General features: G+C 74.5%; 10 protein-coding genes and 1 tRNA gene. 2 read left to right on the forward strand and 9 right to left on the reverse strand.

Annotated elements, in window-relative coordinates; translation table 11 throughout:
- The first annotated feature begins 1 nt into the window (after position 1).
- Positions 2-1,681, forward strand: a complete 1,680-nt coding sequence (ptsP, locus tag AOM07_RS02110) for a phosphoenolpyruvate--protein phosphotransferase (protein ID WP_062310938.1) — start codon at positions 2-4, stop codon at positions 1,679-1,681.
- A gap of 152 nt (positions 1,682-1,833) precedes the next feature.
- Positions 1,834-2,691 carry a methylenetetrahydrofolate reductase gene (locus AOM07_RS02115; protein WP_062310940.1) on the forward strand — a complete coding sequence of 286 codons (858 nt, stop codon included), beginning with the start codon at positions 1,834-1,836 and terminating at the stop codon, positions 2,689-2,691.
- 150 nt (positions 2,692-2,841) lie between these two features.
- Here the strand turns inward: AOM07_RS02115 and AOM07_RS02120 are convergent, their stop codons facing one another.
- From AOM07_RS02120 to mfd, 9 genes are all read right to left on the reverse strand, one after another.
- On the reverse strand, positions 2,842-3,381 hold the full coding sequence (locus AOM07_RS02120; protein WP_062310943.1) for a YaeQ family protein: 540 nt from the start codon (positions 3,379-3,381) through the stop codon (positions 2,842-2,844).
- A 24-nt stretch (positions 3,382-3,405) separates the two neighbouring features.
- Positions 3,406-3,479 (reverse strand) — tRNA-Leu (locus tag AOM07_RS02125).
- Between the two features lie 19 nt (positions 3,480-3,498).
- Positions 3,499-4,452: a Ppx/GppA phosphatase family protein gene (locus AOM07_RS02130; RefSeq protein ID WP_062310946.1), complete on the reverse strand. Its 954-nt coding sequence runs from the start codon at positions 4,450-4,452 to the stop codon at positions 3,499-3,501.
- A 13-nt stretch (positions 4,453-4,465) separates the two neighbouring features.
- Complete coding sequence (locus AOM07_RS02135; RefSeq protein WP_062310948.1) at positions 4,466-4,972, reverse strand: DUF501 domain-containing protein; 507 nt, start codon at positions 4,970-4,972, stop codon at positions 4,466-4,468.
- 9 nt (positions 4,973-4,981) lie between these two features.
- Positions 4,982-5,929, reverse strand: a complete 948-nt coding sequence (locus tag AOM07_RS15065) for an FtsB family cell division protein (RefSeq protein WP_062310950.1) — start codon at positions 5,927-5,929, stop codon at positions 4,982-4,984.
- Positions 5,930-6,063: 134 nt separating this feature from the next.
- Entirely contained in the window at positions 6,064-7,344 is a 1,281-nt protein-coding gene (gene eno, locus AOM07_RS02145) for a phosphopyruvate hydratase (protein ID WP_062310952.1), read from the reverse strand.
- Between the two features lie 77 nt (positions 7,345-7,421).
- Entirely contained in the window at positions 7,422-8,078 is a 657-nt protein-coding gene (locus AOM07_RS02150) for a nucleoside triphosphate pyrophosphohydrolase (RefSeq protein WP_062310955.1), read from the reverse strand.
- The gene (locus tag AOM07_RS02155; RefSeq protein WP_062310957.1) at positions 8,075-8,698 is read right to left on the reverse strand and encodes a hypothetical protein; all 624 of its coding nucleotides are present in this window, start codon (positions 8,696-8,698) and stop codon (positions 8,075-8,077) included. Before AOM07_RS02155 ends, AOM07_RS02150 begins: the two co-directional genes overlap by 4 nt.
- A 20-nt stretch (positions 8,699-8,718) precedes the next feature.
- The gene (gene mfd / locus AOM07_RS02160) at positions 8,719-12,222 is read right to left on the reverse strand and encodes a transcription-repair coupling factor (protein WP_084830021.1); all 3,504 of its coding nucleotides are present in this window, start codon (positions 12,220-12,222) and stop codon (positions 8,719-8,721) included.

A 12,222-nucleotide genomic window follows, 5' to 3' on the forward strand; every position in this document is an offset into this window, starting at 1 on the left:
CATGTCCGGCGACACCCGTCACGGCGTGGGCGTCAGCCCCGGGACGGCGGTCGGGCCGGTGGTGCAGGTCGCACCGCCGGTCCGGCCCCCGGCCGACGAGCCGGCCCCGACGGACGCGGGCGCGGCCACCGACCAGGTGCTCGAGGCGCTCGCGGCGGTCGCCGCCGATCTCGACGCCCGGGCCGAGGCGGCCGACGCGCACGCCCAGCCCATCATCAAGGCCACCGCGATGATCGCCCGCGACAAGGGCCTCGCGAAGGCGGCCGGCAAGCTCGTCGGCGCGGGCGCCGGCCCCGCGCACGCGATCGCCGCGGCCGTCGAGGAGTACGCGGCGCAGTTCGAGGCGCTCGGCGGCTACTTCGCGGAGCGCGTCACCGACCTCAAGGACGTGGGCAACCGCGCCATCGCGGTGGTGCTCGGCGTCCCCGCGCCCGGTGTGCCCGCGCTGTCCGAGCCGTCGGTCATCGTGGCCGACGACCTCGCCCCCGCCGAGACCGCCGCGCTCGACCGCTCGCGCGTGGTCGCGATCGTCACGGCCGCCGGCGGCCGCACCTCGCACACCGCGATCCTCGCGGCGCAGATGGGCATCCCCGCGGTGGTCCAGGTGCAGGGCGCGACCCACATCCCCGCGGGCACCCGCGTCGCCGTCGACGGCGACGCTGGCGAGGTGACGCTCGACCCGGACATGGCCCTCATCGAGGCGCAGCGTGAGCGCCGCGAGCGCCGCGCGGCCGCGCTCGCCGGCGTCGCGGGCCCCGGCACCACGAGCGACGGCCACGCCGTCGCGCTGCTCGCCAACATCGGCGGGGTGGACGATGCGGTGGCCGCGGGCGCCCAGGACCTCGAGGGCGTCGGGCTGTTCCGCACGGAGTTCGTCTACCTGTCCGCGCACGCGATGCCGTCGGTCGAGGACCAGGCCGAGATCTACCGCCAGGTCCTCGCGCCCTTCCCGGGCCGGCGCGTGGTGGTGCGCACCCTCGACGCGGGCGCGGACAAGCCGCTGGCGTTCGCGGACCTGGGCGAGGAGGAGAACCCAGCGCTCGGGCGGCGCGGGCTGCGCCTGTGCCAGGCCAGGCCGGAGCTCATCGACTCGCAGCTCGAGGCGCTGGCCCTGGCCGCGCAGGACACCGGCGCGGACGTGCGCGTCATGGCGCCGATGGTCGCGACCGCCGAGGAGGCCGCGTGGTTCGCGTCCCGGGTGGCCGCCGCCGGGCTGCCGAAGTCGGGCGTGATGATCGAGGTGCCCGCCGCGGCCCTGCGGTCACGGCACGTGCTGGCCGAGGTGGACTTCGGCTCGCTCGGCACCAACGACCTCGCGCAGTACACGATGGCCACCGACCGCATGGCCGGGGAGCTGTCCGACCTGCTCGACCCGTGGCAGCCCGCGGTGCTCGACGTGGTCGCGGCCGCGTGCGACGGCGGGACGGCGACGGGCAAGCCGGTGGGTGTGTGCGGCGAGTCCGCGGGCGACCCGCTGCTCGCGCTCGTGCTCGCCGGGCTCGGGGTGTCGAGCCTGTCGATGGCGCCGTCCAAGGTGCCGGCGGTCAAGCTCGCGCTGTCGCTGCACACGATCGACGAGTGCCGCGCCCTCGCGGAGCTCGCCCGGGCCGCGCGCGGCGCGGTCGACGCGCGCGAGGCCGTCCGCGCCGCCGCCAGCGAGGAGCTCACCGCGATCCTCTAGCGGCCCCCGACCCTCCGCCCCGGCGCGACCTCCCCGCCGGGGCGGAGCCGCGTCCGGAGCGCGCCAGGACCCTCCGTCCCTGGCACGGCGTGCCGCCCGCCCGTACACTGGGAGCCGCTTCCCTGCTTCAACGGACCGAAGGAGGCCCGTCGTTGCACCGGACCCCCCCGCTTCTCGAGGACCTGTCCGTCGAGATCACCGCGCGTGACACGCCCGCGCTCGTCGCCCTCGCGGCCGACCTGCCCGCCGGCACCCGCGTGAGCGTCACGCACCTCGGCACCGAGGGCGCCGCCGAGCGCCGAGAGGCCGCCGCCGCGGCCGCCCGCGCCGAGCTCGTGCCGGTCCCCCACCTCGCCGCGCGCCGCTTCGCCTCGGAGTCGGAGCTGCGCGCCACGCTCGAGGGCCTGAGGGCGCACGAGGCGCACGAGCGGCTCTTCGTCGTGGGCGGGGACCCGCGCACGCCCGCGGGCCCGTACGCGTCCGCGCTCGACCTCATCCGGTCGGGCGTGCTGGCCGAGGCCGGCGTCGCCGAGGTGGGCCTCACCGGGTACCCCGAGGGCCACCCCGCGATCTCCGACGACGTGCTGTGGGCCGAGCTGGGCGCCAAGGCCGCGGCGCTGACCGAGCAGGGCCTCGCCGGCTCGCTCACCACCCAGTTCTCGTTCGACGTCGACGCGGTGGTCGCGTGGATCGAGCGCGTGCGCGCCCTCGGCATCACGCTGCCGATCCGCGTGGGCGTGCCCGGGCCCGCCGGCGTGCGCCGCCTCGTGGCCTTCGCGCGCCGCTGCGGCGTGGGCACGAGCGCGGGCATCGCGCGCAAGTACGGCTTCTCGCTCGCCTCGCTGGTCGGGACCGCCGGCCCCGACCGGTTCGTGGAGGAGCTCGGCTCGCGCCTGGACGAGCGCCACGGCGAGGTCCGGCTGCACCTCTTCACGTTCGGCACGCTCGATGCGACGATCGCCTGGGCGCGCGAGGCCCGCGCGGCCGCGGTGCCCGCCGAGCGTCCCTAGCCCCCCTAGGCGCCGGCCGCCTCGTCCATCGCCCGGATGAGGCGCGATCGCCCTGGGAGGTCCTCAGTGGCCGCATCGTTCGAGAACGGGCGCTGAGCACCTCGCAGCGCGCATGGCGCGGTGCGCGGTGCGCGGTGCGCGGGGCTCGGCTCAGCCCAGCGGCCGCGTGCGGATCGCGGTGTCGAGCGACGTGCCGTTGAGCTCGAGGTAGAGGTGGCCCTCGGTGACCGACACCGTGAGCGTGTTGCGCCGCGCCAGCCGCGCCGCCGCATCGTCCACGAAGCCGGGGTCGAAGCTGCGCAGCACGATCTCCTCGCGGCGGTGGATGCGCTTGCCCTCCCAGCGGGCCATCAGCTTGGCCGGGTCACGGTGCGTGTAGACGGCGGTGCGGTCGGCGAGGCGGCTGCCGTGGTGGAGCCGGTCGGCCTCGGGGGCGCCCACCTCGATCCACGCGGTGATGCGGCCCGTGAGGTCGCGCACGAGCACCGCGGGCTCGTCGGTCGTGGAGATGCCCTCGCCGAACGCGATCCCCTCCTCGTGCTCGAGGCAGTACGCGAGGACGCGCGTCATGAGGAACGCGTCGGTCTCGGAGGGGTGCCGCGCGGCGCGCAGCGACAGGTCCTCGTAGACGCCGCGGTCGACGTCCGCGAGGGTGATCTCGAAGGTGTGGATCGTCGCGCCGGCAGCCATGGCGCACCAGCGTAGAGGCTCCGGTGCCCCCGGCGGGGTTCGAACCCGCACTGGGCCGGGTTTAAGCCGGCTGCCTCTGCCAGTTGGGCTACGGGGGCTGCGGGACGATGCGGCGGCTCAGCCCCGCTCGGCCGCCGAGAAGGCGATGCCGTCGAGGATGTCGTGCTCGCTCGTCACGACGTGCGGTAACGCGCCGCCGGCCTCGACCACCGCGGAGCGCACGCGCGTCATCACGGTGCGCCACACGAGCGCGCCCGCGCCGATGACGTCGACGCGTCCCGGGTGCATGAAGCCCAGCGCGGAGCGCTCGGCGCGCGAGGACGCGAGCAGCTCGTCGCACGCGCGGATCGCGTCGTCGATGGGGACGACGGCGCCGTTGATGGCGTCGCGGTCGTACTCCGGCAGGCCCAGCGCGTGCGCCGTCGCGGTCGTGATGGTGCCGGCGAGGCCCACGAGGGTGCGGGTGCGCTCGACGGGCACGCCCGCGAAGGCCATGTCGATCGCGTCGTGCACGTCGGCCTCGGCCGCCGCGACCTGCTCCTCCGAGGGCGGGTCGCCCTCGAGGTGGCGCTCGGTCATGCGGACGCAGCCGACGTCCATCGAGTGCGCGGCGTCGGGGCGGGTGGTCCCGAGCACGACCTCGGTCGAGCCGCCGCCCAGGTCCACCACGAGGAAGGGTCCGTCGTGCGCCGCGTCGAGGGCGCCGGTCGCGCCGCGGAAGGACAGCGCGGCCTCCTCGGCGCCGGAGATCACCTCGGGCACCACGCCCAGGCGGTCCTGGATCCCGGAGAGGAACACCTCGCGGTTGCGGGCGTCGCGGGTCGCGGACGTCGCGACGAAGCGGATCGCCTCGACGCCGTGCTCGCGGCACTGCGCGGCGTAGTCGTCGGTCGCGGCGAACGTGCGCTCGAGCGCCTCCGCGGCGAACTCCCCCGTCCGGTCCACGCCCTGACCCAGGCGCACCACGGTCATGGTGCGGACCACGTCCGTGAGGGAGCCCGACTCGAGGTCGATGTCGGCGATGAGCAGGCGGATCGAGTTCGTCCCGCAGTCGATGGCGGCTACACGCATGGGGTCAGACTAGTCAGACGTCGACGGCGCACGTGCAGCGGTCCGGGCTGAACGAGTCCGCGATGAGCGCGAGCGCCTCGTCCCCGAGCGGGTTGACGCCCGGGCCGGCCGCGAGCGCGTGGCCCACGAGCACGTGGAGGCACTTCACGCGGTCGGGCATGCCGCCCGCGGAGATGCCGTGGATCTCGGGCACGTCGCCCAGCGCGTAGCGCTCCTCGAGGTAGCGCTCGTGGGCGGCGCGGTACGCCGCGGCCAGCTCCTCGTCCTCGCCCAGGCGCGCCTGCATCTCCTTCATCACGCCGTTGGCCTCGAGCGTCGACACGGCGGCGACCGCGTCGGGGTGCGTGAGGTAGTACTGCGTGGGGAACGGCGTGCCGTCGGGCAGGCGCGGCGAGGTGTGCACCACGGTCGGGTTGCCGCACACGCAGCGCGCGGCGATGGCGACGATGCCGCGGGGCTCGCGCCCGAGCTGGGCGGCCAGGACGGCGACGTCGCGCTCGGTGGCAGGGGTGTCGTTCACCCCGCGAGTCTAGTCGGCGGCGCCGGACGCCGCCGCGGTCTTGGCCTTCTTGCCGCCCACCTTGGCGTCGCCCGCGGTCTCCACGGAGTCCCACAGGCGGGTGTACCAGGTGCCGGACTCGTCGATCTCGGCCGGGTCCTCCGCGGCGGGCGAGCCCTCGGCCGCGCCCTCGACGGTCTCGGGGTCGATGACCCGGTACGGCGTCTCGCCCGGGAACACGTACGCGAGCCGCTCGCGCGCCTGCGCGACCACGAACGCCGGGTCGTCCCAGCGCTTCACCTCGGCCGTGAGGTCGTCGACGGACTCCTGGGCCGCGACGGCCTCGGCGCGCAGCGAGGCGAGCTCCTCCTGCTGGCGGAAGTACGCGCGCAGCGACGGCAGCACGACGGCGGCCGCGAGCACCACGACGCCGATGATGACGACGAGCCGCCACGACAGCGCGCTCACCCACGAGCCCCGCGCCTTGGCGGGCTCGATGCGGTTGCGCGGCGGCGTCTGGCGCCCGGGACCCGACGGACCGCCCGGGCGGCTCGCGGCCCGACCCTTGGGGATCCGCACGCCGCCGGTGGCGGCCGTGCCGCGCCGACGCGAGGCGGGACGCGGACGGGGCGTCGCCGTCGGGGCGGGCGTGGGGGTGGACGATGCGGGGGCCGGCTTCGCCGCGGCGCGCGAGGCGGCCGCGCGGGCGCGCACGGTGCCGGCGCCGGCTGCGGCGGACGAGGCGGCAGCGGTCGCGCCGGACCGCAGACGGACGAGCATCCGCCGGCCCGAGCGCGGCGCGGAGGTCGCGGCGACCGGCGGCGCGGCGGTGGTCGGGCGCGCGGCACCGGGCACGTTCGGGCGGCGCTCGCCGGTCGGACGCGCCGAGGACCGCGGCGCGGGCGCCGGGGTCCCCTCGCTCTCGGCCCAGGCGCGCGCGAAGGCGCCGGGCCTGCGAGGGCGCGTCGGATCGGTCACGCCGCCATTGTCCAGGGCGGAGACCCCCGTCCCGGACCGCGTGGGCAGCGAGTCGCGGGATTCGGCCTCCCCGCAGACGCGGAACGGGCGCGCCTCCCGAGGGAGACGCGCCCGTCCTAAGCCTGCGCTGCGGCTTACTTGTAGCTGCGCGGGAAGGCCGACTTGCCGGCGTACTTGGCGGCGTCGTCCAGCTCCTCCTCGATGCGGAGCAGCTGGTTGTACTTGTTGATGCGCTCGCCACGGGCGGGAGCACCGGTCTTGATCTGGCCGGAGTTGTACGCGACGGCCAGGTCGGCGATCGTGACGTCCTCGGTCTCGCCCGAACGGTGCGAGACCATCGCGGCGAAGCCGGCGCGCTGCGCCATCTCCACGGCGTCCGAGGTCTCGGACAGCGAGCCGATCTGGTTGAGCTTGACGAGGAGGGCGTTGGCCGCGGCCTCGTCGATGCCGCGCTTGAGGCGGACCGGGTTGGTGACGAACAGGTCGTCGCCGACGATCTGGGTCTTGTCGCCGACCTTCTCGACCAGGCCGCTCCAGGAGGCCCACTCGTCCTCGGACAGCGGGTCCTCGATGGAGACCAGCGGGTAGTCGTTGACGAGGCCCTCGTAGAAGGCGATCATCTCGTCGGGCGTCTTGACGCCGCCCTCCCACTGGTAGCCGCCGTCCTTGAAGAACTCGGTCGCGGCGACGTCGAGCGCGAGCGCGACGTCCTCACCGGGCTTGAAGCCGGCCTTCTCGATCGCGACGAGGATCAGGTCGAGCGCGTCGCGGTTCGACGGGAGGTTCGGCGCGAAGCCGCCCTCGTCGCCCAGACCGGTCGCCAGGCCACGCTCCTTGAGCACCGACTTGAGCGAGTGGTAGACCTCGGCACCGGTGCGGAGCGCCTCACGGAAGGTGGGGGCGCCGACCGGGGCGATCATGAACTCCTGGATGTCGACGTTCGAGTCCGCGTGCGAGCCGCCGTTGAGGATGTTCATCATCGGGACGGGCAGGACGTGGGCGTTCGGGCCGCCCACGTAGCGGAACAGGGCGATGTCGGCCGAGTCGGCCGCCGCCTTGGCGACCGCGAGGGACACGCCGAGGATCGCGTTCGCGCCCAGCTTGCCCTTGTTGTCGGTGCCGTCCAGGTCGATCATGATCTGGTCGATGATGCGCTGCTCGGTGGCGTCGAGGCCCACGATCTCGGGGGCGATCTCGTCGATGACCGCGTCCACGGCCTGCTCGACGCCCTTGCCCAGGTAACGGCCCTTGTCGCCGTCGCGGCGCTCGACAGCCTCGAACGCGCCGGTCGACGCGCCCGACGGGACGGCTGCACGCGCGAACGTGCCGTCCTCCAGGGCGACCTCGACCTCGACGGTGGGGTTGCCGCGCGAGTCAAGGATCTCGCGGGCGCCGACGGCCTCAATGCTGGCCATGATGCTCCTTCGCTTGGATGGATGAACCTCTTGGGAGTCTAACGATGCGCGCAGGTGCGCGCTCAGCGACGTTCGTCCTAGCCGGATGAACCTTCGGTGTCGTCGCGTCCGGCCTGCTCCGCGGCGCGGGCGGCCCGCTCGACGCGGCGGGTGGCCGCGCGCAGCTCGGTCTCGGCGTCGAGCCCCTCGACCCGCGCGCGCCTCACCAGGGCGAGCAGCGCGTCGCCCACGCCCTCGTCGCCCGCGGCGTCCGCCGCATCGTCCGCCAGCCCGGCGCGCTCGGCGCGGCCGAGGACCTTCTGGGCGCGGGCGAGGGCCCCGAGCGAGGCGGGGATGCCGTCCATCACGGACTCGCGACCGGAGGTCTCCGCCTTGATGCGGTCCCAGCGGCGCAGGTGCTCGTCCATGGTGCCCGCGTCCTCGTCGCCGAAGACGTGCGGGTGGCGGGCGATCAGCTTGTCGGCGCACGCATCCGCGACGTCGTCGAGGCCGAACGGCTCGTCCGGGTGCTCCTGAGCGACGCGCGCGTGGAAGACCACCTGGAGCAGCACGTCGCCGAGCTCCTCGCGCAGGTGGGCCCGGGAGCCGGACTCGATGGCCTCGACGAGCTCGTGGGCCTCCTCGAGGGCGTAGGGCGCGAGCGACTCGTGGGTCTGCTCGGCGTCCCAGGCGCATCCCCCGGGGGAGCGGAGGCGATCCATCACCTCCACCAGACGGTCGATCCCGTCGGTCATTCGCCGCCTTCGGTGACGGCCCAGTCGGCGCTCGTGGACTCGAAGCCGGAGACGTCGAGGAAGGCCGTGAAGGAGTAGTTGCCGAGCCCGGCGACCTCGGCGTTGCCGACCGCGGCCTGCGCGGAGGCGACGAGCGCGTCCGCGGACAGCGCGCCCAGGCGGGGCGAGATCGCGACGTCCTCGGGCAGCGAGTCGACCGCGTCGCGCAGGATCGTGCCGTTGGTGTCGGCGTAGGTCGCGACGTAGAGGGCGAGCACGTTCTCGGTGGACTCGACCACCGCGTCGCTCGGCTCCGGGTTCTCGACGCCGGCGAACTCGAGCCACGCCTCGGCGAACGTGCGCGCGACGCCCTCGTTGATGACCGCGTCGTTGCTCGCGGCGACCTCGAGGAGGCCCGGGCCCAGCAGGGTCGCGGTCGCGATCGCCCGGCGGCCCGGCATGATCGCGCCGTCGCTGTCGGCCTCCCACGCGGCGGCGACGGCGTCGAGGTCGGCCGTCGTGACCGTCTCCCCCTCGCTCTGGAGCGCGACGCCCGGGGCGGCGGGCTGGCCGGGGACGGCGCAGCCGGCGAGGAGAAGGGACGATGCGGCGAGGACGGCGAGGCGTCGGCGGAACGTCATGCCCGTCATCCTAATGTGGCTCAACCGAGCGCCGGCGCACGGGTCGCCTGGAGCACGGTCCGCACCCAGTCGAGGACCTCGAGCCCCTCGACGGGCTTGCCGCCGATGCGCGCGGTCATCGGCGCGGGCACGAGGACCTGCCGCACCGCGGGCTTGATGAGCGTGCCCGGGAACAGGCGCGTCATGCGCATCGCCGCGGAGTCCGGCAGCTCGAGCGGGCTGAAGCGGATGTACTTGCCCTGCGCGACCACGTCGTGGATGCCGACCGCCCTCAGCTCGAGGCGCAGGCGCGCGACCGCGAGCAGGTTCGTCACCGGCTCGGGCGGCGTGCCGTAGCGGTCGTCGAGCTCCTCCTCGATCGCGTCGAGCACGTCGTCCGCGTCCGCGTCGGCGATCTTGCGGTACGCCTCGAGGCGCAGCCGCTCGTGCTCGATGTAGGAGGTGGGGATGTGCGCGTCGATCGGCAGGTCGACGGTCATGGGCGCGCGCTCCTCGACCTCCTCGCCGCGGAATCCGGCGACCGCCTCGCCCACCATGCGGATGTAGAGGTCGAAGCCGACGCCCTCGATGTGGCCGGACTGCTCCGCGCCGAGCAGGTTGCCCGCGCCGCGGATCTCGAGATCCTTCATCGCGACGGCCATGCCCGAGCCGAGGTCGGTGTTGGCGGCGATCGTCTGGAGGCGGTCGTGCGCGGTCTCCGTGAGGGTGCGCTCCGGCGGGTAGAGGAAGTAGGCGTAGGCGCGCTCTCGTCCGCGGCCCACGCGCCCGCGCAGCTGGTGGAGCTGGGACAGGCCGAAGGTGTCGGCGCGCTCGACGATGAGGGTGTTGGCGTTCGAGATGTCGAGGCCGGTCTCGACGATCGTGGTGCACACGAGCACGTCGTACTTCTTGTCGTAGTAGTCGACGATGACCTGCTCGAGCTGCTTCTCGCTCATCTGGCCGTGCGCGACCGCGACGCGCGCCTCCGGCACGAGCTCGCTGATCTTGAGCGCCGCCCGGGTGATGGTCTTGACGGAGTTGTGGATGTAGAAGACCTGGCCGTCACGGAGCAGCTCGCGGCGGATCGCGGCGATCACCTGCGCGTCCTCGTGCGGGCCCACGTACGTGAGGATCGGGTGGCGCTCCTCGGGCGGGGTCGCGAGGGTCGACATCTCGCGGATGCCGGTGACGGCCATCTCGAGCGTGCGCGGGATCGGGGTCGCGGACATCGCGAGGACGTCGACGTCGGTGCGCAGGGCCTTGAGCGTCTCCTTGTGCTCGACGCCGAAGCGCTGCTCCTCGTCGATGATGATGAGCCCGAGGTTCTTGAAGCGGACCGAGCCGGTGATGAGGCGGTGCGTGCCGACCACGAGGTCGATCTCGCCCGAGCCCAGCTGGTCGATGACCTCCTTGGCCTCCTTGTCCGTCTGGAAGCGCGACAGCGCCGCGACCTTGACGGGGAACTGCGCGAAGCGCTCGGAGAACGTGTCGACGTGCTGCTTCACCAGCAGCGTGGTCGGGCACAGGATCGCGACCTGGCTGCCGTCCTGGATGGCCTTGAACGCGGCGCGCACCGCGATCTCGGTCTTGCCGAAGCCGACGTCGCCGCACACGAGGCGGTCCATCGGCACGGCCTTCTCCATGTCGGCCTTGACCTCGTCGATGGTGGAGAGCTGGTCGGGCGTCTCGACGTACGCGAAGGACTCCTCGAGCTCGCGCTGCCACGGGGTGTCCGGGCCGAACTCGCGGCCCTTCGTCGCCATGCGCGCGCTGTAGAGGCGGATGAGCTCCGCCGCGATCTCCTTGACCGCCTTGCGCGCCTTGCCCTTGGTCTTCGACCAGTCGGCGCCGCCCATCTTGTTGACGCTCGGCGCCTCGCCGCCCACGTACTTGGTGATGAGGTCGAGCTGGTCCGTGGGGACCGAGAGGCGGTCCGCGGGGCCGCCGCGCTTGGAGGCGGCATACTCGATCACCAGGTACTCGCGCTCGACGCCGCGCACGGTGCGCTTGGTGAGCTCGACGAAGCGGCCGACGCCGTGGGTCTCGTGCACCACGAAGTCGCCGGGGCGCAGCTGGAGCGGGTCCACCGCGGTGCGGCGGCGGCTCGGGACCTTGACCTTGGGGCCCGCGGCGGAGGCGGAGCGGCCGGTGAGGTCGCTCTCGTGCAGCACGAGCAGCCGCGCGTCGGGCACCTGGAAGCCGCGGGCGTCGACGCCCGCGAGGACGGCGACGACCCCGGGGTCCGCATCGTCCGCGTGCGCGGCGACGCGCGCCGGGATCGACCGCTCCCCGCACTGCTCGACGATGCGGTGCGCGCTGCCGGTGCCCGCCGCGGCGATGACGACGCGCCAGCCCTCGGCGAGGCGCGCGCGGACGAGGTCGAGCACCGCCGCGAGGCGGCCGCGGAAGTCCTCGATCTCGCCGATGCCGGGCACCTCGGCCGCCGCGGTGCCGAACGGGCCGATCGCGGTCCAGCCGAGCCCGCGCTCCGCCGCGGAGACGTCGACGTCCTCGAGCGACAGGAAGCCGCCCTGCGCCTCGATGGGCGAGTCCGCGCCGGCCGCGGCGCTCACCCATGCGGCCTGGAGGAACTCCTGCGCGGTGTGCTGGAGGTCCTCGGCGCGGCGGGCGAGCCGCTCGGGCTCGAGCGCGACGATGCGCGTGCCGGCCGGGAGCACGTCCGTCACCGGGGTGAGGCGCGTGAGGAGCACGGGGATGAGCGACTCCATTCCCTCGACCGCGTGGCCGTCGGCGATGCGCGCGAGCATGTCGCCGGCGGCGGGGATCTGCTCGGCGAGCGCCTGGGCGCGGGCGCGGACGTCCTCGGTGAGCAGCAGCTCGCGGCACGGCGGCGCCCACAGCCGGCCGACGGACTCGAGCGAGCGCTGGTCGGCGACGGAGAAGAAGCGCAGCGACTCGACCTCGTCGCCGAAGAACTCGACGCGGATCGGGTGCGGGTCGGTGGGCGGGAACACGTCGACGATGCCGCCGCGGACCGCGAACTCGCCGCGGCGCTCGACCATGTCGACGCGCGTGTAGGCGGCGGCCGCGAGCGCCTCGGTGAGGGCGGTGAGGTCGTGCTCGTCGCCCTTCCTGACGAGGACGGGCTGGAGGTCCGCGAGCCCGGGCACGAGGGGCTGGAGCATCGCGCGCAGCGGGGCGACCACGACGCGCGGGACGGGCAGGCCGGACTCCTCGCTCGCCTCGGCCGGGTGGACGAGGCGGCGCAGCGTCGCGAGGCGGCGGGCGACCGTGTCGGAGCGCGGGCTGAGCCGCTCGTGCGGGAGCGTCTCCCAGCTGGGGAACGTGGTGACCTCGGCCGGGTCGAGGTACGCGGTGAGCGCGCGGGCGAGCTGCTCGGCGTCGCCGCCGGTGGCGGCGATGGCGACGATCGGGGCGTCGTCGGTGAGCGCGGCGCGGGCGATGAGCGGCGCGGCGGCGGCGCCGGGCGCCTGGATCGCGGTGACGTGGCCCAGGCGTGCGTCGGCCCATTCTCCGAGCAGGGGTGCGAGCGGCTGAGCGGTCACGTGAGGCCTCCAGGGCAT

Origin of the sequence: Demequina rhizosphaerae (assembly GCF_000971255.1) — a bacterium.
GTDB classification, from domain to species: Bacteria; Actinomycetota; Actinomycetes; order Actinomycetales; family Demequinaceae; genus Demequina; species Demequina rhizosphaerae.